The following is a 23681-nucleotide window of genomic DNA, read 5'->3' as shown; positions in this document are numbered from 1 at the left end:
TACTGCTAAGCTTGGGAAGGAAAGTACGGTGTTAGTGGGATAACCGGACCGCAGCACCTGGTTCTTCTAAAAGGTCCCAAGTCTTGTAGGCCGCAATGAAGATTGGAAAGCCATCACCTCGAAAACGCCAAGCTTCAATAGCGTTGGGCGTTAATCCTTGCCCAAGCTCAGTATTTGAAACGGCGCCAAATTTGCGCACCCAGATAAGCGCGAGGTTGAAGCTCTGCTCGGGTGACATGCCCTTTAACCCTACAATGCAGCCGCTCACCCCACCGTCTTGGCCGAGTTTTACGACGACATCGCTTTCCGGCTCGATCAGTAGCAGCCCGTCGACATCATCAATGGAACGCTCCGAGTTGACAAAAGTGGCGTTCACAAAGCCGATATTGCGAAATGCCTCTTCACGGGCTTTAGGGGAGGTGTTCCCACAAATCTCCACTGCGTTCTTCGCTACTGCTAGGTCTTGTTCAGGTGCTCCAAAATAGCTGATCAGTTCATCATCAACCGGCGGCGCACATCCAATTAGAAGCGCACTACAAACAAGAACTAAATTTGCTTTGGTTCGAGACATCAACTCGAATACGTCCCCTCATAAATCGGCTTCAGCGCTTTATGATCAAAGAGCGACGACACGGACGTCCCGTTCCACGTGTTCAAAATCGCCTGCGCAAACATCGGCGCGGTTCTGACGATCCGAATGTTCTTACAGGCCTTCACCGCTTCGGTCGGTTGGATCGTGTCCGTGATCACTAGGTTCTTCATCGAGGATTTGCTGATCCGCTCCACGGCCGGTCCAGACAAGACACCGTGCGTGATATAGGAATGCACTTCCTTCGCGCCGTTTTCCATCAAAACGTCCGCCGCTTTGCAAAGCGTACCAGCGGTATCGACGATGTCGTCCACGATCAAACAGCGACGATCCTTCACGTCACCAATCACCGTCATCTCCGCCACTTCACCCGGCTTGCCTCGACGCTTATCAACGATGGACAATGGCGCTCCAATCCGCTGCGCCAGATCCCGCGCGCGCGCCACGCCACCCACGTCAGGCGACACGACCATCACGTCGTCCATGTTGCCCTTGAAGTGATGCATCACATCGAGCGCAAAAATTGGCGCGGCATAAAGGTTATCTACCGGAATATCGAAAAAACCCTGAATCTGCGTGGCGTGCAAATCCAGGGTCAAAACGCGTTCAATGCCTGCTTCTACGATCATATTGCTGACCAGCTTCGCCGTGATCGGCGTGCGGGCCTTGGATCGGCGGTCTTGGCGGGCATAGCCAAAATAAGGGATGACGGCTGTGATCCGTGCAGCGGAAGATCGGCGCAGAGCGTCCGCAATCACCAGAAGTTCCATCAGATTGTCGTTGGCAGGGTTTGAGGTCGGCTGCAGGATAAACATATCCTCACCGCGCACGTTCTCGAACACTTCGACGAAAATCTCGCCATCGTTGAACCGCTCCACCCGCGCATCCACAAGGCCCACTTCCATCCCGCGGTGCATCGACATCCGGCGGGCGACGGTTTCAGCAAGCGGTCGGTTTGCGTTCCCAGAAATCAATTTGGGTTCGATCAGATTTGGCATGGCCCATCCCCTGGCAGCAGCAAATGTAACAGATTCGTATCGTTGACTTCGCCTAACACATGGCTACCGTCCAACCAACAAAATCACTGCGTTCCGGAGACAAAAAATGGCACATGTGGATTACTTCTTTTCCCCCATCAGCCCCTTCACCTATCTGACGGGCACACGGCTTGAAGACATGGCCAAAGCACATGGCGCGACAATCACCTACAAACCTTTGGACATTATGGGTCTCTTCGGTCGGACGGGCGGCGTTCCTCCGAAAGATCGCCACCCCAACCGTCAGGAATATCGCCTCCAAGAATTGCGCCGCCGCGCGGCCCTTGCCGGGATGCCGATCAATATCAAGCCGATGTTCTGGCCGACGAATGCAGCGCCTGCCTCTTATGCTATTATCGCGGCACAAGCGGACGGGTCCGGCGATGTAGGCAAGCTGGTCAATCGTCTAACGGCGTGCTGCTGGGCAGAAGAGAAAGACATCTCACAAGACGATGTGATCCGCGCTTGTCTTACCGAGTCTGGCTTTGACGCAGACCTTGCGGACAAAGGCATGATGGCGAGCGCAGATACCTTTGCCGCCAACCTCGAAGAAGCGGTGAACCGAGGAGCGTTTGGTGCACCGTTCTACATCACCGACGCGGATGAACGGTTTTGGGGACAGGATCGTTTGGATGACCTAGAGGCGCATCTCGCTGGCAAGATCTAGTGCCAACTGAAATTCTGGCTGGTCGGTCTGCGAATGTTCTTCGCATGGGTGCAGGTGGACCAGCTGTACTCGGGATCCATTGCTCGCTGGCGCGGTCTGAGGCATTGCTGCCTTTGATCAAAACGCTCGCGCCGTCAGGGCGGGTTACGCTTTTTGATATGCCGGGGCATGGAAGAAGTGCGCCTTGGGATGATGAAGGTGACTACCAAGGCGTGACGGCGCAGCAGGCGTTGGAACTCTGTACCAATCCAACACATATCATTGGTCACTCCTTTGGAGCCACGGTTGCGTTGCGTGCTGCGGTTCTCGCACCAGAACTGGTATCGCGCCTAACGTTGATCGAACCGGTCTTCTTCGCCGCCGCCAAAGGTACCCAAGCCTACGAACAGCACAGACGTGATTTTCTGCCGTTTGAGGAGGCGATAGCGATAGGGGACACGGCGAAGGCGGCGGAGGTCTTCAACGACATGTGGGGCGCCCTTTCGTGGTCTCACTCGCCTGCCGCAACAAGATCAGCGCTGATCGATCAAATCCACCTGATCCCCGCAGGAGCACCAGCCATTGAAGAGGACAATGCAGAGCTGTTGACGTCAGGAGCGTTGGAGGCGCTCGATCTTCCGGTGACGTTGATCCGAGGAGACAAAACGCAGCCAATCATCGCGGATATTCACCACGCGCTGGTGCGCAGATTACCGAACGCCACCGACCTCATCGTAAAGGGTGCGGGTCACATGCTGCCCATCACGCATCCTAGCGAAACGGCAACACTCATCAAAAGCTCATAGATTTTTCACCTTAGCCGAAAAACTCCCCCCGCAGGGTCGATCTTCCAAGACGTTCTAGCCCCGCATCAACGCCAGAAAGCTCTCAATCACGTCTTCTGTCATCGACCAATCCGTCACCAAGCGGCCAGTGAGCAACCGATCTGGATCGCCAGAAGTGTGATCGCCATCCATCACGTAATAGGTCGCTCCACCAGCTAGAACACGTGCGTGCTCAGCACGGGGCATCTGGAAAAAGATCATGTTGGCTTCAGGCTCAAAGCTGAGCGTCACATGGTCAATTCCACGCAGGCCTTCCGTCAATTGCGCACAGCGTGCATTGGCGTTTCCGGCCATGTCGAGCCAGAGATCATCTGCCAGATACGCGTCCATCTGTGCCGACAAATAGCGGTGCTTGGAGAAGAGATGCCCACCGCGTTTGCGGCGCAGCTCGAACTCCCATGCAAGCTCCGGGTCAAACATCACGCAAGCTTCAACACCCAAAAGGCCGTTCTTGGTTCCGCCAAAGCTGACCGCATCGATGCCTGCTTTCCATGTCATCTCGGCCGCGGTGCAGCCCAAGAATGACAAAGCGTTGGCAAAGCGGGCGCCGTCGAGATGGCATTTAAGGCCGTAATCAGAGGCTACACCCGTCAATGCTTTGATCTCGTTAACGGAATGTACGGTGCCTTTCTCTGTCACTTGCGTGATCGATACAGGGCCGCGTTGTGGGCCATGAACGCCGCGCGTTTCTTCGCCTTCGATACTGGCGCGCAATGTCTCCGGCGTCATCTTGGCGTTTTCAGCGGGAACAATCGTCAGCTTTGCACCGGAATAGAACTCCGGCGCGTTGCATTCGTCTTCATGGATATGCGCCATGGGCGAGCAAAAGATCGTCTGCCACGGCTGCGCCATCGTGGCGAGCAAAATGGAATTCGCGGCGGTGCCTGTGGCGACCAGATAGACAGCGGCCTGGGGCGCTTCGAAGACGTCGCGGATTTTGTCGCGCACGCGGTCCATGATCGCATCCGCGCCATAACCCATGGCGTAACCTTCATTTGCTTTGGAGAGCGCTTCGATCACTTTTGGATGGGCAGGGCCCGCGTTGTCAGAGGCAAAAAACATCAGGTCGGCTCCTCAATAATATGATCTTCCCAATCGTCTTCGTGGACTTCGATTTCAGGCACAGCTTTTCCAGCCATTGATACACCGGCTTGGTGAACTGTGCTGGGGTCGCCGGAAATGAGCGGGTGCCAAGGTTCCAAATCCTTGCCCTCAAAAACCAGACGATAGGCGCAGGTCTTAGGAAGCCAATACATGTTGTCTTCTAAGGTCTTAGGGGTCAGCACAATGCACTCTGGCACGAACTGATGCCGGATGGGATATTGCGTACAAAGGCAGCTTTCTGTGTCGAGCAACCGGCAGGCGACGCGGGTCAACTCTACCGTGCCGTCGTCATCCTCCAGCTTATTCAGGCAACATTTCCCGCAGCCATCGCAGAGCGCTTCCCATTCGAGTTTTCCCAAATCTTCGAGCGGCGTCTTCTTCCAAAACTCTGGCCGAATGCCGTCGCGTGTGATGCTAGTCGACATTGGCCAAAATCTCTCTGGAATGGGTGCAATCTGCGTCCATTTGCGTGATGAGCGCGTCGAGCCCGTCGAACTTCAGTTCAGGGCGGAGGTAATCGACCAAGGCGACGGAGAGGGTGTTGCCGTAAAGGTCGCCTGAGAAATCAAACAGGAAGGTTTCGCAATTAGGAAGGTTTTCGCCAAACATCGGGCGGGTGCCGATCGAGGCGGCCCCGTTGTAGCTGCCCACGTGCGTGCCATCCAGCACATCGACCTTTACCGCATAGACGCCGAATTTTGGAGGATGCAAACCCGCGATAGACATGTTCGCGGTGGGATAGCCTAACTCGCGGCCACGCTGTTCGCCCCCGATAACTTCACCTTCGATGCGATGCCAATGGCCTAGCATTGCAGCGGCGTCACGGGGGCGGCCATCGGTGAGGGCTTGGCGGATCGCGGTGGAGCTGACTTCGTTTTCCGCGATTTCAACCATGGGAGCGATCGTGACGCCAAAGCCGAACTCTTGGCCGAACCGAACCAAATCTTCAGTGGTCCCGGCGCGCCCTTTGCCAAAGCAAAAATCCTGCCCGACAACCACATGTTCAAGGCCAAGGCGTTCGGAGATGATTTCTTTTGCAAAGGCTTCGGGGGTAAGGGCGGCGAGGGCTTCGTTGAATGGCACTTCGTAGAGTTTTTCGACGCCCAGTTTTTCCATCCGGCTGGCTTTGGCTTCTGCGTTCATCAGGCGGAAAGGTATGGGATCGTTGGAAAAATAGCTGCGGGGGTGAGGTTCAAATGTCATGATGCCCAAAGGCGCATGGGCGGCCTTTGCAGCTTGTCGAGTGACGTCTATTACCGCTTGATGACCGAGGTGGACACCATCAAAATTACCGATGGCGGCTGCCGCGCCGCGGTCTTCTGGATCAATGAAAAGCGTGTCTCGGATAATGCGCATGGCGATGCGTAACGCGGTGGTGGCGTGGGTTCAAGACTGCAGGGGTGTGCCTAAGTGCAAAGCGGCCCTCCGAGGGGAGTTTTTGGGCCAAGATGAAAGAGCTTGGGCCTAGTCGAACTTGCCGGATGGCGCGAGGACGGTGGCTTCGCCGAGCAGGACTTTCTTCCCATCAACTAGACAGCGGGTTTCCATCCGGACGCGGCGTTTGGGGTAATCGATGTCGATCACCTCAACCTCTGCCAATACTACATCGCCGGGGCGGACAGGGGCGAGGAATTTCAGCGATTGGCCCATGTAAACGGTGCCGTGGCCCGGCAGCTGTTCACCGATAACGGCCGAGATCAAACCAGCGGTTAGCATCCCGTGCGCAATACGGCCGCCAAAGATCGTATCTTGCGCGTAGCTTTCATCAAGATGCACAGGATTGCGGTCGGTGGAGACTTCCGCGAAGAGTTCAATATCGCGATCTGTCACCTCCTTGCGGAGTGACCGAACCATACCAATTTCGATGTCTTCAATGACGATCGTACCACGGGGTGCGTTGTCCAACATGAAAGCTCCATCGCGAAATAATTATCCGTTGAGGCGCTTATATGGGTAATTTAATTACTTTGCAACCGCAGAAGCGCCCTATCGCAGGAAACCAATCGCAAAGGTCGTTCCGATCATTTCCGTTTGTAAATAAGCGCTTAGCGCCTCTGGATTGGGGTCGGTTTTGGTTTTGGTTTCAGCTGCCGCAAGGCCGCCCGTGATATAGAGGCTGTCGAGGTCTTCTTGTTGCGCGCCCAGAATGTCGGTGATGATTCCATCGCCGATACAAATGATACGCGGATCAGATGAGGTTTTTCCTAACGCGGCGAGGCGGCGGCGGGCGAGATCGTAGATTGGCGGGTGCGGTTTGCCGAAATAGAGGCTTTCGCCGCCCATATCGGCATAGAGTTTGGCGAGCGCACCGGCGCACCACTCACGGGTTTCGCCGCGGTCAACGACAATGTCCGGATTGGCGCAGAGCAGTTTCAATCCCATCTCTTTCGCCAGCAGAAAGTCAGCTCGGTTCACCTCAGGGTCAGCCATCGGATCGAATGGGCCACAGCAAACAATGCCTTCTGCATCGCGTAGGCCAACCTTTTCAATTTCAACCGGATTTTCGATGATTTTCAGCGGGTTAAAGAAGGCATCATCGCGAGGGCTTTCGCCCATGAACCAGATTCTGCTGCCCACGGCCCCTTGATACATGGCAGAGCGTGCGCTGTCGCCAGAGGTGGCGATTGTATCATAGGCATCGCGTGGCACGCCCATTCCTTCAATCTGATCGGCAACGCTATCACGCGGGCGGGGGGAGTTGGTGACTAGTACGACTGCGCCGCCTTGAGCGCGGAAATCCTGCATGGCTTTGACGGCCTCGGGAAAGGCTTCGATCCCGTTGTGCATACACCCCCAAAGATCGACAAAAGCAGCGTCATACTGTGCCGAAATGTCGGAAAAATTCTGGATGATCTGCGTCATGGGGCAAGCTCTAATCTCTATGTTTTTCAGGTACACCGAGCGTACACAGGGCGTACACAAGCTGTATGTACGCAATGGCATATGTCGGTCCTGTGACAGGGGCAAGGTGGTGCTGTCGAAAAGGTGGACTCCCGCGGTTTCCTCAGCGGCGCTTTTTTGCCTTTGGATTGACCTTCCGCGGCAAGTTTGAGCCGGTCTTCATGAATCAGTGGCAGGAGGCTATGCACGGCGGTTGGTTCTTTGGTTTGGTCGTTAAAAAGTGATGCAACTCAGGGAGGGTGCTATGAATCCCCTAATGATACTGATCGGTCTTTTGGGTGCGATCTTCGCTATGGGCGGTGGCTCGTCGTCAGACAAGGAGAGTGGTTCAGCGGAAGGGGATGCAATCCCAACATCTGTGTCGATCGATGAAGACACCGAAGGCGAGGACGATGATGGATCGAAACAAGATCACGGGTCTCATGGAGGTTCGGATGCAGCATATGTCGACATAACGGAATTCGGTACGCATCATGGAACCAGCAGCCATACGCATGTTGAGTCCTTAGAGGGCGGGCGGACTCCGATTACGACGGAAGCACAAGTTGCTTATAACGGGCTTCGTGACTTTCTGGGCCTCAAACCCGTTTCATTAGAAGAAGTGGGAGAATGGGCTTTCGATCAAGGTTTGACGAATAACGAGGAAGCCTACGGAGACGATATCCCTGGCGTTGGACTGTACTACAGTATGCAGGGTGCGAAAGTCGGATGGATCGCCGATGATGCGTTCGATCCTCAGATATTGGCAGACATTCAGCTCGCTGCGCGTGAGGTGGAAGTTGGCGAGGTCCTTGTTATGGTGGAGGCCTATGGTTTGGAGGGGTTCGACCGCTATCTCGAAGAGAACGGGTTGGTGAATGAATTCGTAAACACCCTGAAAATGGAACCGCACTATGGGGGATGGATGCATGGCCGTGTGCATGGATGGCGTGACTTTGAAGATGCCTCAGGCAAAGATGTGGCGATTGCGCATGATCTGAACCATCTGACGGTTCTGAGCCATGATCAGACACAACCCTTTATGAATGACACATTCGACTGGCCGCAGTGGCCGGCGTTGGATGTGCCGCAGGCGGATGTGGCGAATTACTTTCAGAGCATGGTGACATTGGGCGATCCTGAAGGGGAAGGGATCGCTGAGGGTTTAGTCAAAAAAGCTGCGGTTGAGGAGGTAGATGGGGAAACGCTGATGGCCAGCTTGGCGGTGGATCAGGAACATGCGGATTACGGCTTTGAGGATGGCGAGACCTATGAAGACGTGATGATGATGCATTGAGGGACGCGAGCGTCGCTTCTGGCCTTTGGCCAAGACGCCCCGCCCGCCGTCCCGTTTGATTTCCGAAGACTATTGCGAGACCATGCGCAAAACTTGAAAGGGTTCGGCCGTGGTCACACTTGATTACGTCTATTCCGCCCATTCGGCCTATGCCTATCTGGGGTCGCGTAAATTGGCGGAGATTTGCGCAGCCAATGATGTGACTTTGGTCCACCGACCCGTGTTGCTCTCACCGGTGGTGGAGGCGCAAGGTAGCCTTCCCTTTGCGGCGCGGACGCAGGCGCATGTGGACTACTTCTTTGGCCGCGATATTGAACGGTGGGCTGAATTTCGAGAGGTGCCGATCATCAACTATCGCCCGACCTATCACGATGCGGATTATCGCGTGGCGACCGGAATGCTGACGGCTGCGGGTCCGACGGGCGCGGAGGTCGATGCCTTGGCCCATGCGATGTTAGAGGCGCATTGGGAGGACGATGTGGATTTGTCGGATGTCAGCGCGCTTAAGGATATCGCCGCGCGGGTTGGGTCAGATGGCGACGCTCTGGTGGAGGCTGCGCAATCTGCGGACGTGCTGGATGCGATCGAGGCCAATATCTCTTGGGCCATCAAGAACGCCGTCTTCGGATCGCCGACCTATGTGGTCGTTGGCGATCCGTTTTATGGCCAAGATCGGTTGGAGTTGGTGGAACGGGCGGTCAAACAGCCGTTCGCGCCACCCAATTGGACAAACCCGCCGGTCGATTAGACGGCGAGGTTCGGGATGATCTGTTTCTTGCGGCTCATCACGCCGGGCAGAACAACGGTGTCGCCTGATACGGTGGCATCAAAGCTCTTTTCAGCAACAGTTTTGGACAGCTCGTTCGGGATCAGCATGGTGGCTTCCTCGGCGAGGATGTCGACAACGAAGAGCAGCACCTGATCGACGCCATCTTCGGCGGCGACATCTGTCATCGTGGCCATCAGGCTGTCTTTGCGGTCCAGAACGATTTTCGGCGCTGTGGTTTCCAGCACAGAGACACGGAATTTCGTGTCGCCAACGGCGTATTCTTTGCTGTCCATACGCAGGAGTTCAGCGTCCGAGAAAGCGGAGACGTCGGATTTCGCTTCGAACATTTCAGAGGCGTAGGCTTTCAGGTCGATGTCCAGTTCGCTTGCCAATTGGATCGCCAAATTCTGATCGATCTCTGTCGTGGTTGGGGAACGGAACTCCAGCGTATCCGAGAGGATGCAGGACAAAACCAGCCCTTTGATGCCTTCAGGCATGTGCGCCGCATGTTCGCCCATCAGGTGGTACATAATCGTGGCCGTACAGGCGAGCGGGCGAATGGTGATGTCGATTGGACCTTTGGTTTCCAATCCGCCGACCAGCTTGTGGTGATCGATGATGGCCTGCACGTCGGCGTTGTTGATGTTGGCGGGCAATTCGGCAGGGTTGTTGGTGTCGACGATGACGCAAGGCTGATCGTCGGCCACATCTGCGATGATTTCTGGCTGGTCAAATCCCCAGCGTTTCGCGACGAATGCGGCTTCGGTGTTTGGATCGCCGAGTAGGACGGCTTTGGCGTCCGTGCCAGTGTGGTTGAGGAACCAGTCCCAAATCAGGGCGGAGCCGAGGCTGTCTGTGTCGGGGGCTTTGTGGCCAAAAACGAGGGTTGTCATAGCGGGCGATCTTTCGAATACAGGGAGATTTTGCGCGCCTTATAGGCGGGCGGTCGGGGGCTGTCACCCCCTTGTTTTGTTGACAGAGTGGTGGTGCTTTTTTATGCAGGGGCCATCTCAAAGAGGAGGGCTCTGACAGTGGACAAACGTACCTAAGACATCGCTTTTTCGTACACACTGATCAGGAGGGCCCCAGCAATGGACATGTCAGCTTAACGCAATTGCGTTTCATATTTTTCTGACGATCATTGAAGTGAGGTAAATCATGCCCCGTAAAACACCAAAGCCGCGCAAGGCGGCTAAACCACCTTTGTCCCAAGATACGCTGCGCCGGCGCCCTGAGCTAAAACAATTGCAGAACCGTCAAGGTTTCGTTCAGCGACAAAACGCTAAGCCGTTAGGTCGGCCGATGCGCATGCCCGGCCGATTGGGAGGGCGGCAGTTTCGACCCCGACGGCTTATGTCGTCGGGGATTCCCCTTTGGGGTTGTTCGTCGTAGTGTCGCCGTATGACCCGCGAAGCTGACCTATATCCGCCCATCAAAGCCTATCTGACGCGTCAGGGGTATGAGGTAAAGGGAGAGGTGGGGGCTGTTGATGTGATGGCAGTGCGCGGTGATGAAGACCCTGTTGTGGTGGAACTGAAGAAAGGGTTTTCGCTCGCCTTGTTTCATCAAGGCATCGACCGGTTGGCAATGACGGATTTGGTCTATGTGGCGGTGCCTAAGGGCGCATCCAAGGCGGCGGATCGGGCGTTGAAGGACAACGTTAAGCTCGCGCGGCGTGTGGGGCTGGGCGTTATGACCGTGCGTTTGCGCGACGGGCATGTGGAGGTTCATGCGGATCCGGAACCCTATCGTCCTCGAAAGTCAAAGAAGAAACAGTCGAAACTGCTGCGTGCGTTTGCTCGGTTAGAGGGTGACCCGAATGCGGGTGGAGCGACACGGCATGGGATTGTGACGGGCTATCGGCAGGACGCGCTGAAGTGCGCGCGGTTTCTCGCGGTGCATGGGCCATCTAAAGGCAGCGTCGTGAAGGAATGGACCGAGGTGCCAGAGGCAACGCGGATCATGGCGGGCAATCCCTATGGGTGGTTCGAACGGGTGGATCGCGGGATCTATGGGCTTACTGCGAAGGGGCGCAAAGGGTTGGAAGATTGGGCGGATGTTTGAATTCTGCCCCGGATCGCAGGCGATCCGGAGCCAAGAGAACTAGGTCGGAGTTTTATTTCAGGGGCTAGTTGCGTGAAATCGCCCAGCCTTTGTCTTCCAGCAACGTCAGCACACCGAACTCCCCCGGCAGGTGCGCGGCACCGACTGCAAGTGTCACCGTGGTGTTGTCTTCAAATGCCGCCTCAACGACGGGTATCCAATTTAGATTGCGTTCTTTCAAAAGCGCGACTTCTACCTCTTCGAACAGGGCTTCGGCGGTTTCTGGCGAAAGTTCAGACACATAGTTCACAGCCAAGCGCGACGCTTCCCATACCTCGGCGATCTCTTCCGAAAAGTAGGAATTGAGCATGGCGACGAACATTTCCGTCTGGAGTTCCGGTGTGAGCAGGCTGAGCCGGAGGGCGTCGAGCTGTTCTTCAAAGGTGCCGCCGCTAAGGGCTTGCATCACTTCAATGGGGTCTTCTATGGCCTCTACTGGCACGCCTATCTCGTCGGCATAGGTCATCAGCATGTGATCAAGGCCGCGTTCACCGGCAGTCAACTCTGGGATGACACATGGCGGGATGGCCAGAGTGAGCGACAAGTACCAAGGCCGCATTTTTGCGGCGAGGAAAGGCGGGACCATGCGGGCGCTGACAGCTTCTGAGAGGGTTTGCCAGGTCTCTTCATCCAGCAATTCCGGCAGGGTTGGTCCTTCGGTGATGAAGATCATATCAGGGTTGGCGGCGAAGGCGGCTTGCATCTCTGCTTCGCTTTCGGCGGTGGCTTCGACCAGCAGAAGTTCCGACGCGTCCACCGATGTCGCGGTTCGATCAAAGACCGATTGCAGGCGCGGGTCGGCAATGTGCATGGTGCCTATCAAATGGAGCGTTTTGTCGTCCTTCGTCGCTGTCCAATGCAGACCGGTGGCATAGGGCGTTGCCGCAACAGCCTCGGCGATTTGAGCACGCTCTGCTTCTGTGATCCGATCCATAAAGCTGGAACCCGTGCACAGCGCCGCAAGGCTTGGGGACCAGAGGCAGAAAAACAAAGTAAGCAGAATGCGCATAAAAGGCCCTTTGTGAAAGGCCCGGGCCGGTTAGCCCGGGTGATTGTCTAAGATCATGCGTTGACCGATGCGGATCAAGAACCGCCCGACCCGATCGCGCAGAGTATTGCGCGGGATTGGGACAACTTGAAGACGGTCTTTTGGCTGGACCGCATTTTCCGCCGGAGCGGGATAGTTGTCTGTTGGCACGACCAGCGGAACAGGCGGCACGCTCGGCGCGGCAGGTATCAGGCGCAGGGCTTCGGGTTTTGACCGTCGCACCACCCGTTTTTCAGGCGTGGGTGAGGTGCGCGTGGGTCCAACCGGATGGTTGGGGAATGTAAACGGGGGATGCATGGGGATGCTCCAAGAAATCAAAGATCGTTTTGTAGGGAAGATGTGTCCGGCAAGCGCCGCGACACGTCACAATGCGCAGCTTACCAGAGGGTGGCGGTAAACATTCCTTGCGTCATTGGACTTCCTTTCGGATCGTTGGTTTCTGGTGCGGGGATAACCTACGGTTGCGCTTGCGCCAAGGATTCTTTTGGCGATGGCGTGATCTGTGTTATTTGCGCACGCGTTTGCGGAGTTCGGCCCTGATAATCTTGCCTGTGGTCGTCATCGGCATGTCGTCAGTGAAGTGGATCTCGCGCGGGTATTCATAGGCCGCAAGGCGCGATTTGACATGCGTTTGGATGTCGAAGGCAAGCGCTTCCGTCTCGGTTTGACCGTCGGCCAAGGTCACAAAAGCGGTCACGCGTTCGCCGCGCATGTCGTCAGGTGCGCCGACCACGCCTGCCAGTTGCACGGCGGGGTGGGTCAGCAAGCAATCTTCGATTTCACCTGGCCCGATGCGGTATCCGGCAGAGTTGATGACATCATCGTCCCGGCCGACGAATTGGATACGGCCGCTTTCTGTTTTTAGCCCCGTGTCACCGGTCAGAAGCCATTTGCCGTGCGTATTGGTGACGAATTTCTGGTCGGCGGCAGTTGGGTTATTCCAATATCCCAAAAACATCACCGGATCGGGCGTTTTGACGGCGATAGCTCCGATGGTGCCAATAGGGCAGGGCGTGTTGTCGCCAGAAAGTACTTCGACCTCATGCCCCGGTACGGCAAAGCCCATCACGCCGGGTTCCGCAGGAGCGATCGCGCTACATGAGGACACGATCATGTTGCATTCGGTTTGGCCATAAAATTCATTGATCGTTGTACCAAGCATGCGCTCGCCCCACTCGATCAACTCTTTGCCCAAGGTCTCTCCACCGCTGCCAACGGACCGCATGTTGAGCGGTCTTTGCTTCGCCGCTTGACGCATCATCTTCAGTGCGGTGGGCGGGATAAACGCATTCCGAATGCCGTGAGTCTCGATGAAATCGAAGGCGGCGTCCCCTGTGAATTTCTGGAAGCGATGGGCGACGACGGGTAGGCCATGGTGGAGTGCGGGGAACAAAACGTCGAGCAGGCCGCCGATCCATGCCCAATCCGCAGGGGTCCAGAATTTATCGTCCTTTTGCGGTAGGAAATCATGGCTCATCTCTACTCCGGGCAAATGGCCGAGCAGGACACGATGCGCATGCAGGGCGCCTTTTGGATTGCCGGTGGTGCCTGAGGTGTAGATCAGAAATGCAGGGTCGTCGGATTTGGTTTTGGCGGGGGTGAAACGATCTGACTGGCTTTTTGCTAACTCTGTCAGGTCGAGCGTGCCTTTTGTCGCGCCGTCCACTGTGAAAATCGCTTTGAGGTTGGGCAGCGCATCGGCGTGCTCAGTTAGCTTCGAAGCAGTTTCACAATTTGTGATCAACGCCGTTGCACCGCTGTCGCCCAAGCGGTGTTGCAAGGCGTCGGGGCCGAATAGCGTTGTCAACGGTAAGGCAACACATCCCATTTTGGTGATCGCGATGTGCGCGGCTGCGGTTTCCACCTGTTGCGGCAGCAAGACGGCGATGCGGTCGCCTGTTGACGCATGAGTCGAAATGACGTTGGCGTATTGGTTCGAGAGCGCTTTGAGAGCTGAAAAGCTGTAGGTTTCGACACCGTGGGATTTAACGTCGACAATTGCGGATGCATCGGGTGTTTGCTCTGCCCATTTATCGCAGGCGTCGACGCCGACATTGTAAAATTCGGGTATGTCCCAGCTAAAATCTGCACGTAGGGATGTGTAGGAATCTGATCGACGTAGCATGCTTCGGCCCCCTCTATCGATTTATTGAACAAATGTTCAATTCTTGTCAAGCAGGGGCAAGGAGGCCGAAGGTGTGAACCCTCGGCCTCAACTTAGCTTACTTGTCGTCGACGCCGTCTAGGTCGACACCATCTTCGATGTCAGAGGCGATCAACATCAATGCACCGTCGCCATCGCCTTCTTGAACGGCTTCAACGCCAGTGTCGTCGCCATCGTCGTTGTTTTTGGTTTCACTTGCGATGAGGCTTGCCTCCAAATCGCCTTCATCGGCTTCTTCAAAGACAAACCCTTTGCCGCCGTTGTTAAGTGCCGAAGATGCTGTCACCACAGCAATGGTGTCGCCGTCGCCTTCTTCGGAGAACTTATAGCCGTCGTCTGTATTGCCGCTCGCATCGGTCGCGATAAACACAACATCGATGTTGCCGCCGTCTTCTTCGTCAAAGTCGATGCCTTCATCGAGGTTATCGACGATGGAAGAGCCAAACATGACCGAAATGATGGAGCCTTCGCCTGCTTCGTCGATGTCGTAGCCGTCATCAAGATCAAGACCAAAGGCGAATTCTTCGACTGATCCGTCGTCGTAGAGGTTAACTTCGCGTTCGATGCAAAGATCATCGGGGGAACCTTCGACAGCCGGCGGTACGTCGGCTTCAGCAAATTCGCCTTCATCAAATTCGCCTTCGTCTGGGTCGGGAAGGAACGCTTCCATAATCGCTGGGTCACAGTAGTTGCCATTATTGGCGAATGTGCTGTCGGTGACGTTCGAAATCACGTCGCCGGCTTGTCCTTCGTCCAGTTCAACACCGTCTGCGCCAACAAATTGGAAAGTGGAGCCAGTGATGTCGACACGGATCGAGCCTGCGCCGCGCTCATCGACGCGCAGTCCGTCGGCGTCGAATTTGCCGTTGCCCGCGTCATCAATGGTGACGTTGTTAAGGATGACGTGAACGCTGGCATCAGAACCTTCGCCCGCGCCGCCGCCGCCGGAGCCGCATTCATCTGCAAGCGTGCAGTCGATGATGTGGATGCCGTGGTTTGCAACGCCGCGCACGGTGACGTTGAACAGATCCACAATGACGTCGCCGGTTTGATCGTCGCGGACGTCGACAAAGATACCTTTACCGGCTGTTCCATCTGCATCGCCGCGGTTTTGGATATCGAAGCCGCTGGGGCCTTCGAAGGTCAGATTGCTGATCGTCAAGTTTGCGCCTTCGGTCGCGGCAAAGACGTCTTCGTCAGCGGATGTTGCGATGGTCTGGCCGTTGCCGATCAGAGTGAGCGAGCCGGTGCCTGCAAAGGTAAAGCCAGCAGCTGCGTCAATGTTGCTGCCAGCAACAACGATCACAGGCGCGTCGGCTGCGGCGGCATTTTCTAACGCTTCGCGCAATTCTACTTCGTTTGTGGCGGTGAAGATGTGGCCATCGGCTTGAGCCAAAGATGCCGTGGCGCAAAGCACCAACTTGGAAACGGTTGATCTGAACATAAAGTCCCCCAAATTTTCGATGGGCTCGAGCTAAAAGGGGCACGCAACGGAATTGTAGAAGTTTTGAATCAGCTTTGTGAAATCGTCACCAAAGTTTCTTTGGCAATGATTGTTGACTCGTCTCATTTTGATGCCTAACTATGCGCCGTTATCACTCACATGAGGTGAGTGCTAACGGGAGAGAAACTCGAACTGGAGAAAGTTCTGAAATGGCATTTACACCACTTCATGACCGCGTTCTTGTCCGCCGTATTGAGAGCGACGAGAAGACAGCTGGCGGCCTGATCATTCCTGACAGCGCTAAAGAAAAGCCTGCTGAAGGCGAAGTTGTTTCTGTGGGCGCAGGTGCGCGCAAAGACAGCGGTGAGCTGATCGCAATGGACGTGAAAGCTGGCGACAAGGTTCTGTTCGGCAAATGGTCCGGCACAGAAGTTAAGATCGACGGCGAAGACCTGCTGATCATGAAAGAAAGCGATATCCTAGGCATTATGTCCTAAGGCCACGCCTTCCCACGAAATTCTTATTTTTGGAGCACATGAAATATGGCTGCTAAAGACGTAAAATTCGACGCAGACGCGCGTTCGCGCATGATGACTGGCGTCAACACTCTGGCAAATGCTGTCAAAGTGACCCTTGGCCCGAAAGGCCGCAACGTCGTTCTGGATAAATCCTTCGGCGCACCACGTATCACCAAAGACGGTGTATCTGTTGCAAAAGAGATCGAGCTTGAAGACAAGTTCGAGAACATGGGCGCGCAGATGGTGAAAGAAGTTGCTTCTCGCACCAATGACGAAGCTGGTGACGGTACAACGACCGCAACAGTTCTAGCACAGGCGATTGTCACAGAAGGCATGAAATCTGTTGCTGCTGGCATGAACCCAATGGACCTCAAGCGCGGCATCGACATGGCGACATCCGCTGTTGTTGACGCTATCAAAGGTGCAGCACGCGAAGTCAAAGACTCTGACGAAGTTGCTCAAGTTGGCACAATCTCCGCCAACGGCGAAGCTGAAATCGGTCGTCAGATCGCAGACGCGATGCAGAAGGTTGGCAACGAAGGCGTTATCACCGTTGAAGAGAACAAAGGTCTTGAGACAGAAACAGACGTTGTTGAAGGTATGCAGTTCGACCGCGGCTACCTGTCACCATACTTCGTGACAAACTCCGACAAGATGACTGCAGAACTTGAAGACTGCATCATCCTGCTGCACGAGAAGAAACTGTCTTCTTTGCAGCCAATGGTTCCACTGCTTGAATCAGTGATCCAGTCTGGCAAGCCACTTTTGATCATTGCTGAAGACGTAGAAGGCGAAGCATTGGCGACTTTGGTTGTCAACAAGCTGCGCGGTGGTCTGAAGATTGCTGCGGTTAAGGCTCCTGGCTTCGGTGACCGTCGTAAAGCCATGCTGCAGGACATCGCGATCCTGACAGGTGGTCAGGTGATCTCTGAAGACCTCGGCATGAAGCTTGAGTCTGTCACCATCGACATGCTTGGCTCTGCTAAGCGCGTTAACATCACCAAAGACGAAACAACCATCGTTGACGGTGCTGGCGACAAGGCCGAGATCGAAGCGCGCGTGTCTCAGATCCGCACACAGGTTGAAGAAACAACATCCGACTACGACCGTGAAAAGCTGCAAGAGCGTGTTGCGAAACTCGCAGGCGGTGTTGCTGTGATCCGCGTTGGCGGCATGTCCGAAGTAGAAGTGAAAGAACGTAAGGACCGCGTTGATGACGCGCTGAACGCAACACGCGCTGCTGTTCAGGAAGGTGTTGTCGTGGGCGGTGGTGTTGCACTGGTTCAAGGTGCGAAGTCTCTTGATGGTATGGAAGGTGCGAACTCCGACCAGACTGTCGGTATCGACATCGTACGCCGTGCAATCGAAGCGCCTCTGCGTCAGATCGCTGAGAACTCCGGTGTCGACGGTGCAGTTGTTGCGGGCAAAATCCGTGAAAGCGACGACGCAGCATTTGGCTTCAACGCGCAGGCGGAAGAGTACGGTGACATGTTCGCATTCGGCGTGATCGACCCTGCGAAAGTTGTGCGCACAGCGTTGCAAGACGCAGCTTCTGTTGCTGGCCTCTTGATCACAACCGAAGCCATGGTTGCTGATAAGCCAGCTAAAGAAGGCGCAGGCGCACCGGCAATGCCCGACATGGGCGGCATGGGCGGCATGATGTAATCGCCGCTTGGACATTGCCCAAACGCGATGACAAGGCGACAGGTGATTTCTTGAATTCACCGAGAGCCGTTACCGCAGAACAAAAGAAGGGCGTCTCTGAACGAGGCGCCCTTTTTTTGCTTTTTGTCGTTACCCTTCTGTGCCACCTATTCCTGCGTGCTAGCGGCAAGGGGTATGAGCAGTGCTAAAAACACCTGGATTTATTCGCGATATGAAACCTGGTGAAGAAGACGCGGTTGAGCGTCTTTTGCTGGCTGCGTTTGAGACCGATGCCGAGGCGTGGTTGGTGCGCAAGCTGCGTAAGGCCAATGCCATTGCAGGCGAAACGGTTTTGCCGATGGGCGACGACATCATCGGTTATTTTGCGCTCTCAAAGATGGTAAAGCCAAAGGGGTGGTTGGCTCTTGCTCCCGTAGCGATCGACCCGGAGTTTCACCGCCAAGGTTTTGGCAAACGGATGTTGGGGATGCTGACCGAATGGGCGAAGATCACATCGACGCCGGTGGTCGTGCTGGGGAACCCTGTTTTTTACGAGCGATGCGAATTTGATCGGTCAGCGGCGGCAAAGCTCAGCGGGCCTTATCCCATCGAATTTACGATGCTTGTCGGTGTTGATGGGACGCCTGAGGAAGAACTGATCTATCCCGCCGCCTTCAACGGAGTGTGAGGCGGCGCGCTTTTGCTTGCGTTTCGCTGCACACGCGGGCAGGGCAGAGGGATGAGACTTTTGTTCCTCACAGTGATCGTGATGATCGCCTTTGCAAGTAACTCGGTTCTAAGCCGCGTTGGTGTCTTTACCTACGGGATGGACCCGTTCGCCTTTGCGACGGTGCGTGTAGGGGCGGGGGCCGCGATGCTGGCTTTTCTGGTTTTGTGGCAAAAAGGTGCGATCCCGTTTGCGCAAGGACGCAGCTATGCGGGCTCTGTCTCTCTGGCGATTTATATGGTTGGTTTTTCCTGGGCTTATCTCCAGCTTGATGCAGGTCTCGGGGCGCTGATCCTGTTTGGCGCAATGCAGGTGGCCATGTTTGGTTTCGCGGTGTGGCGCGGGGATGATGTACCACTAATGCGATGGATCGGAGCGGCGGTTGCGCTCACTGGGTTGACCATTCTGCTGTGGCCCGGCGGGTCTGCCCCCATCCATGGGCCAAGCGCAGTCGCGATGGCATTGGCTGGAATCGGATGGGCGGCTTATACGTTGATTGGGCAAAAGGCGACTGATCCGTTGGCGGCGTCCTCCGCGAATTTCGTGCTGTGCCTGCCGATTGTTGGGGTCGTTTGGGTCTTGGCGGGGCTGACTGGCATGACGTTGGGAGGCGTCATTGCAGCCGTCATCTCTGGCGCCATCACATCGGGATTGGGATATGCGCTATGGTATCGTGTTGTCCCGCAGCTTTCGACCACGGTGGCGGCTGTCGCGCAGTTGAGCGTGCCTGTGATCGCCGTTGCAGCGGGCGTGGCGCTATTGGGCGAGCCGCTAAACTCGCGCCTTATTATTGCGGGCTTGTTGGTGCTTGGCGGGATTGGCCTATCGCTGCTGCGGCGCGGCTAGGCCTATTCAACGATCAGTTCCAAGGGATCGTAGGTGGCTTCGCCCGTTCCCCACGCAACGTCCGCCAATGAAGATGGTTTGTGCGGAAGGGTTTTAAGTTCATCCCGTGTGACCCATCTCCGATGAGCGACGATGCCTTCGGGATCTGTCCATGGACCAAAGGGATCGCCATCAAGAAGCCGACAGCGAAAGAAGACCTCGATCTGGTGAAATTTGCGTTTGGGGTCATGAAATTCGTTGACCAAACAGGGGCCGCCGACCTCGATCTCCAAGCCGCATTCTTCCATCACTTCTCTAGCAAGGTTCTCTGGCAGGCTAGAATGATCTTCCGCACCGCCACCTGGAAGACACCAAAGGCGGGTATGGCCTTTCCACGCGTTGACGATCAGCAACTTGTCTTCATACAGAATGATGGCGCGAGCGGCGATACGAGGCATGGTCGGACCATGCTTTGGTGCGTAAAAGAACGCAAGGTCAGTCTGTCCTGACCTTTCAAAGTTGACCTGTGGACCCTAGGTTTGGGATATGAAGCGTTTACTCCTCTTTTGTGCAGCCACTTTGGTTGCGACCACCCCCTTCACCTTTGCGGATGACATAGATGAAGAGGCCACAGAATGTGTGGTCTTGCTGCACGGTTTGGCGCGGTCGGAAATTTCTTTTGCCGCGATGGAGTTCTATCTCGAAGCGGAAGGCTATGCGGTTGTGAATGAGGGATACCCTTCGACCGAGTACACAATCCAGCAATTGGTCGACGAAAATGTCGCACGCGATGTCGCGGCCTGTGGTGATCGCACAGTGCATTTTGTAACGCACTCGATGGGCGGCATCCTTGCACGGGCTTGGCTGACGAATAACAGGCCCGTGGATATGGGGCGTGTTGTGATGCTAGGGCCACCGAATGGGGGATCAGAGCTTGTCGATGTGTTTGGGGATTGGGACCCGTTTCAATGGGTGAATGGACCAGCTGGATTGCAGTTGGGTACCGAAGCCGAGAGTGTGCCGAACCAGTTGGAATTACCAGACTTTGAGGTTGGGATCATTGCGGGACGTACGTCGCTCAATCCGGTGTATTCGTCCGTGATTGATGGGCCTGACGATGGGAAAGTCTCTGTCGAGAGCACGAAGTTGGAGGGCATGACCGATCATTTGGTCTTGCCCGTGACGCATACTTTTATGATGAACAATCCTCTGGTCATGGCCGAGACGGTACGGTTCTTGCAGACGGGTCAGTTCGACGACGATTTGAGTCTGACGGACGTGATCTTTGGCAGCGACTGATACGCTTTAGGTCTTTTTTGCTCAAAAGACGATGAGGTATCGCCTAAGAGGCATGCCCGGTGATGCGGTTGACGTGGCCCATTTTTCGGCCCGGTTTTGCGTCGGCCTTGCCGTAGAGGTGGATGGCGTCTGTGGTTTTGGCGATGTCGGGGATGCGCAAGACGTCATCGCCGATCAGGTTTTCCATGACGACGTCAGAATGCCGGCTGCCGTCGCCCAAGGGCCAGCCGGCGATGGCGCGGATGTGTTGTTCGAACTGGCAGATGGTGCAGCCGTTTTGCGTCCAATGGCCGGAGTTGTGGACGCGCGGGGCGATTTCATTGACGATCAACCCTTGCGGCGTGACAAAAAGTTCGACACCGAGCACGCCGACGTAATCCAGTGCGTTGAGAATTTGCGCGGCCAACAGCACGGCATCGGTGCGCTGGGCAGATGTCAGATTGGCAGGCACGGTTGTTGTGCTTAGGATGCCGTCACTGTGAACGTTTTCGCCGGGGTCATAGCAGGAGACCGCGCCGTCTAGGCTGCGGGCGGCGATGACGGAAACCTCGTGGCTGAAGTCGACGAAGCCTTCGAGGATGGCGGGGGCGCCGTTCATGTCGGCCAGCGCTTTGACCGCGTCATCGGGAGATTTGAGGCGGGATTGCCCCTTGCCGTCGTAGCCCATGCGACGGGTTTTTAGGATGGCAGGCGTGCCGATGGTTGCGATGGCGGCTTCAAGCGATGCGGCATCGGTGACATCGGCGTAGGGCGCGGTTTTGAGGCCGAGGCTGGCGAGGAAGTCTTTTTCTGTCAGACGGTCTTGGCTAGTGGCCAGTGCGGTGCGGTTTGGATGGATCGGTTTGATTGCTTCAAGTGCGTCGAGGGCTGAGGTGGGGATGTTTTCAAATTCATAGGTGATGACGCCAACGCTTTGCGCGAATTGCTTCAGCGCGTCGAGATCGTCATAGCCCTTTTGGAAATGATAATTGGCGACATGAGACGCGGGGCTATCGCCACCGGGTTCATAGATGCAGGTTTTGAAGCCGAGGCGGGAAGCTGCAACCGAGAGCATACGGCCCAATTGACCGCCGCCAAGGATGCCAATGGTTGCGCCGGTTGAAAGGGGATTAGTCATCTGTAGGCTCGTCGGGGATAGAAGCAGAGAGGGCGTCGCGCCATGCGTCGAGGCGTTGGGCCAGCGCGGGGTCTTGAAGCGCTAGGATGCCTGCTGCCAGGAGGCCCGCGTTTTTTGCCCCTGCGGCGCCGATGGCCATCGTGGCGACGGGATAACCGCGGGGCATTTGCAGGATAGAATAGAGGCTGTCGACGCCGGAAAGCGCTTTGGTTTGTACCGGTACGCCGATCACGGGTACGCGGGTTTTGGAGGCCATCATACCGGGGAGGTGTGCAGCACCTCCGGCACCTGCGATAATGACCTGTAGGCCGCGATTGACAGCTGTTTTGCCATAATCCCAAAGGCGATCTGGGGTGCGGTGGGCGGAGACAATTTTGGCCTCATAGGTGACGCCCAATTCATCTAGCAGATCGGCGGCTTCTTTCATGGTGGGCCAGTCCGATTGGCTGCCCATAATGATCCCAACGGTTGCTGCAGTCATATTTGTCCCCTGTCCAAAGGAAGCGGCACTATAGCCGCGCCGCGCCGCAGCGCAATGCGTCTAGGCAATGATATCGGGGGTAATTCGGTCTTCTAGGACAGCAATTTGATCTTTGAGGCCAAGTTTTTGCTTTTTGAGTCGCCGTAGGGTCAACATGTCGGCCGAACGGCGTTCTTGCAGGGCTTCGATGGCATCGTCGAGATCACGGTGCTGGCGGCGCAAAACTTCGAGTTTCACGCGCAAAACCTCGATCGGGTCCATTTCTGACGATGAATTCATAACAAACTGCCCCTCAGCGCTTCAAATATAGGGCATAAAGCGGCTTTCGCCTAGGGGTTGGCCCTTGCGGCATTGGCGTTTCCACCCCATATTTTTGAGTGAGGTCGCCGATTTCGGGGCCAATTGAGATGTCGCTTATGAAGGACGTGTCTGATGACGAAACTTGCCTTAGGGACGCACCCCTACCTGTTAGGGTTTGAGCAGCTGGAACGGTTGGTAGAACGCACCGCCAAAACCGGAAACGAAGGGTATCCCCCTTATAATATTGAGCAAACCTCCGAACATTCGTATCGGATCACTTTGGCTGTCGCAGGGTTTACCAGCAGTGATTTGTCGATCACGGTTGAGGACAATACCTTGATGATACGCGGCCGTCAGGTCGATGACAGTGAAGGGCGTATGTTCCTGCACCGTGGAATCGCCGCGCGACAGTTCCAGAGGTCCTTTGTCTTGGCGGATGGTGTCGATGTTGGTGAGGCGATCATGGAGAATGGCTTGCTGCACGTCGATCTGACCCGGCAAGTGCCGGAGAAGGTGATCCAAACCATTGAGATTAAGAAAGGGTAACGTCATGCAGCGCAAACACGAATTGAAAGCCCTTGCGGGAAATATGATCTATCTCAAGCCTGTGGCGACATCTGATTTGCCAGACGAAGTGCGTGAAGATGCGGGATCGCTGGGGACGGTCTTTGCCGTTCACAATACCGAAGGTGAGCAAGTCGCACTTGTTGCCAATGAGGCGATTGCTGCGGATTTGGCGGCGCAGAACGACATGCAGGTCGTATCGGTTCACTAGAGCCGAGTTTGAGGGGCGTTGCCCCTCTTGAGCCTCTTGGGCTCAATTCACCCCAAGGTATTTTGGGGT

Annotated in this window: 28 protein-coding genes; 12 read left to right on the top strand and 16 right to left on the bottom strand. The window is 55.7% G+C overall.

The features are described from left to right. Positions 1-31: 31 nt before the first annotated feature. Positions 32-571: a hypothetical protein gene (locus BUA85_RS07790; RefSeq protein WP_072900248.1), complete on the bottom strand. Its 540-nt coding sequence runs from the start codon at positions 569-571 to the stop codon at positions 32-34. Next, positions 571-1587, bottom strand: a complete 1017-nt coding sequence (locus BUA85_RS07785) for a ribose-phosphate pyrophosphokinase (protein ID WP_072900247.1) — start codon at positions 1585-1587, stop codon at positions 571-573. The genes BUA85_RS07790 and BUA85_RS07785 overlap by 1 nt, the downstream gene beginning before the upstream one ends. 106 nt (positions 1588-1693) lie before the next feature. Here BUA85_RS07785 and BUA85_RS07780 point away from each other — a divergent pair, with 106 nt between their 5' ends. Then, entirely contained in the window at positions 1694-2293 is a 600-nt protein-coding gene (locus tag BUA85_RS07780) for a 2-hydroxychromene-2-carboxylate isomerase (protein WP_072900246.1), read from the top strand. Continuing rightward, positions 2293-3078 carry an alpha/beta fold hydrolase gene (locus tag BUA85_RS07775; RefSeq protein WP_242649007.1) on the top strand — a complete coding sequence of 262 codons (786 nt, stop codon included), beginning with the start codon at positions 2293-2295 and terminating at the stop codon, positions 3076-3078. Before BUA85_RS07780 ends, BUA85_RS07775 begins: the two co-directional genes overlap by 1 nt. 54 nt (positions 3079-3132) lie before the next feature. Here BUA85_RS07775 and BUA85_RS07770 read toward each other — a convergent pair whose 3' ends face one another. The 5 genes from BUA85_RS07770 to BUA85_RS07750 form a co-directional block, all read right to left on the bottom strand. Beyond that, positions 3133-4179: a threonine aldolase family protein gene (locus tag BUA85_RS07770; protein WP_072900245.1), complete on the bottom strand. Its 1047-nt coding sequence runs from the start codon at positions 4177-4179 to the stop codon at positions 3133-3135. After that, positions 4179-4646, bottom strand: coding sequence for a YcgN family cysteine cluster protein (locus BUA85_RS07765; RefSeq protein ID WP_072900244.1), 468 nt, complete (start codon positions 4644-4646; stop codon positions 4179-4181). Before BUA85_RS07765 ends, BUA85_RS07770 begins: the two co-directional genes overlap by 1 nt. Further along, on the bottom strand, positions 4636-5577 hold the full coding sequence (locus BUA85_RS07760) for a bifunctional riboflavin kinase/FAD synthetase (protein ID WP_072900243.1): 942 nt from the start codon (positions 5575-5577) through the stop codon (positions 4636-4638). Before BUA85_RS07760 ends, BUA85_RS07765 begins: the two co-directional genes overlap by 11 nt. Before the next feature lie 108 nt (positions 5578-5685). Then, positions 5686-6129, bottom strand: coding sequence for a MaoC family dehydratase (locus tag BUA85_RS07755; protein ID WP_072900242.1), 444 nt, complete (start codon positions 6127-6129; stop codon positions 5686-5688). A 78-nt stretch (positions 6130-6207) separates the two neighbouring features. Next, a complete protein-coding gene (locus BUA85_RS07750; RefSeq protein WP_072900241.1) occupies positions 6208-7083 on the bottom strand; it encodes a TIGR01459 family HAD-type hydrolase in 876 nt (291 codons plus the stop codon). Between the two features lie 283 nt (positions 7084-7366). On the opposite strand from BUA85_RS07750, the gene BUA85_RS07745 reads away from it, so the two are divergent. After that, complete coding sequence (locus tag BUA85_RS07745; RefSeq protein WP_131802779.1) at positions 7367-8398, top strand: hypothetical protein; 1032 nt, start codon at positions 7367-7369, stop codon at positions 8396-8398. A gap of 109 nt (positions 8399-8507) precedes the next feature. Then, a complete protein-coding gene (locus BUA85_RS07740) occupies positions 8508-9146 on the top strand; it encodes a 2-hydroxychromene-2-carboxylate isomerase (RefSeq protein ID WP_072900239.1) in 639 nt (212 codons plus the stop codon). Here the strand turns inward: BUA85_RS07740 and BUA85_RS07735 are convergent. Continuing rightward, positions 9143-10060 (bottom strand): manganese-dependent inorganic pyrophosphatase, encoded by a 918-nt coding sequence (locus BUA85_RS07735; RefSeq protein WP_072900238.1) that lies wholly within the window; start codon positions 10058-10060, stop codon positions 9143-9145. The genes BUA85_RS07740 and BUA85_RS07735 overlap by 4 nt on opposite strands. Before the next feature lie 508 nt (positions 10061-10568). On the opposite strand from BUA85_RS07735, the gene BUA85_RS07730 reads away from it, so the two are divergent. Then, complete coding sequence (locus BUA85_RS07730) at positions 10569-11231, top strand: DUF2161 domain-containing phosphodiesterase (protein ID WP_072900237.1); 663 nt, start codon at positions 10569-10571, stop codon at positions 11229-11231. A gap of 64 nt (positions 11232-11295) precedes the next feature. On the opposite strand, the gene BUA85_RS07725 is transcribed toward BUA85_RS07730, so the two are convergent. From BUA85_RS07725 to BUA85_RS07710, 4 genes are all read right to left on the bottom strand, one after another. Beyond that, positions 11296-12279, bottom strand: a complete 984-nt coding sequence (locus BUA85_RS07725; RefSeq protein WP_072900236.1) for a TraB/GumN family protein — start codon at positions 12277-12279, stop codon at positions 11296-11298. Positions 12280-12309: 30 nt separating this feature from the next. Beyond that, positions 12310-12615 carry a hypothetical protein gene (locus BUA85_RS07720; RefSeq protein WP_072900235.1) on the bottom strand — a complete coding sequence of 102 codons (306 nt, stop codon included), beginning with the start codon at positions 12613-12615 and terminating at the stop codon, positions 12310-12312. Between the two features lie 208 nt (positions 12616-12823). Then, a complete protein-coding gene (locus tag BUA85_RS07715) occupies positions 12824-14443 on the bottom strand; it encodes an AMP-binding protein (protein ID WP_072900234.1) in 1620 nt (539 codons plus the stop codon). 97 nt (positions 14444-14540) lie between these two features. Continuing rightward, a complete protein-coding gene (locus BUA85_RS07710; protein ID WP_072900233.1) occupies positions 14541-15926 on the bottom strand; it encodes a hypothetical protein in 1386 nt (461 codons plus the stop codon). Positions 15927-16135: 209 nt separating this feature from the next. On the opposite strand from BUA85_RS07710, the gene BUA85_RS07705 reads away from it, so the two are divergent. From BUA85_RS07705 to BUA85_RS07690, 4 genes are all read left to right on the top strand, one after another. Next, on the top strand, positions 16136-16423 hold the full coding sequence (locus tag BUA85_RS07705) for a co-chaperone GroES (RefSeq protein ID WP_072900232.1): 288 nt from the start codon (positions 16136-16138) through the stop codon (positions 16421-16423). Between the two features lie 45 nt (positions 16424-16468). Further along, positions 16469-18109, top strand: a complete 1641-nt coding sequence (gene groL / locus BUA85_RS07700; protein ID WP_072900231.1) for a chaperonin GroEL — start codon at positions 16469-16471, stop codon at positions 18107-18109. Between the two features lie 181 nt (positions 18110-18290). After that, complete coding sequence (locus BUA85_RS07695; RefSeq protein ID WP_242649006.1) at positions 18291-18776, top strand: GNAT family N-acetyltransferase; 486 nt, start codon at positions 18291-18293, stop codon at positions 18774-18776. A gap of 51 nt (positions 18777-18827) precedes the next feature. After that, a complete protein-coding gene (locus BUA85_RS07690) occupies positions 18828-19661 on the top strand; it encodes a DMT family transporter (protein WP_072900229.1) in 834 nt (277 codons plus the stop codon). A 2-nt stretch (positions 19662-19663) separates the two neighbouring features. Here the strand turns inward: BUA85_RS07690 and BUA85_RS07685 are convergent, their stop codons facing one another. Then, positions 19664-20098: an NUDIX domain-containing protein gene (locus BUA85_RS07685; RefSeq protein WP_072900228.1), complete on the bottom strand. Its 435-nt coding sequence runs from the start codon at positions 20096-20098 to the stop codon at positions 19664-19666. 88 nt (positions 20099-20186) lie between these two features. Here BUA85_RS07685 and BUA85_RS07680 point away from each other — a divergent pair, with 88 nt between their 5' ends. Continuing rightward, on the top strand, positions 20187-20939 hold the full coding sequence (locus BUA85_RS07680) for an esterase/lipase family protein (RefSeq protein ID WP_072900227.1): 753 nt from the start codon (positions 20187-20189) through the stop codon (positions 20937-20939). 43 nt (positions 20940-20982) lie between these two features. Here BUA85_RS07680 and BUA85_RS07675 read toward each other — a convergent pair whose 3' ends face one another. The 3 genes from BUA85_RS07675 to BUA85_RS07665 are packed head-to-tail and all read right to left on the bottom strand — an operon-like array spanning position 20983 to position 22816. Beyond that, a complete protein-coding gene (locus BUA85_RS07675) occupies positions 20983-22056 on the bottom strand; it encodes a 5-(carboxyamino)imidazole ribonucleotide synthase (protein WP_072900226.1) in 1074 nt (357 codons plus the stop codon). Further along, a complete protein-coding gene (gene purE / locus BUA85_RS07670) occupies positions 22049-22537 on the bottom strand; it encodes a 5-(carboxyamino)imidazole ribonucleotide mutase (protein WP_072900225.1) in 489 nt (162 codons plus the stop codon). Before purE ends, BUA85_RS07675 begins: the two co-directional genes overlap by 8 nt. A gap of 60 nt (positions 22538-22597) precedes the next feature. Further along, on the bottom strand, positions 22598-22816 hold the full coding sequence (locus tag BUA85_RS07665) for a YdcH family protein (protein ID WP_072900224.1): 219 nt from the start codon (positions 22814-22816) through the stop codon (positions 22598-22600). Positions 22817-22969: 153 nt separating this feature from the next. Here BUA85_RS07665 and BUA85_RS07660 point away from each other — a divergent pair, with 153 nt between their 5' ends. Beyond that, positions 22970-23383 (top strand): Hsp20 family protein, encoded by a 414-nt coding sequence (locus BUA85_RS07660; RefSeq protein WP_072900223.1) that lies wholly within the window; start codon positions 22970-22972, stop codon positions 23381-23383. A 4-nt stretch (positions 23384-23387) separates the two neighbouring features. After that, positions 23388-23612, top strand: coding sequence for a DUF1150 family protein (locus tag BUA85_RS07655; protein ID WP_072900222.1), 225 nt, complete (start codon positions 23388-23390; stop codon positions 23610-23612). Positions 23613-23681: the final 69 nt, after the last annotated feature.

Origin of the sequence: Cognatiyoonia sediminum, assembly GCF_900129845.1 — a bacterium.
Lineage (GTDB): Bacteria > Pseudomonadota > Alphaproteobacteria > Rhodobacterales > Rhodobacteraceae > Cognatiyoonia > Cognatiyoonia sediminum.
Note: the sequence above shows the minus strand (reverse complement) of the source record. Positions and strands in the feature narration are given on the sequence as shown.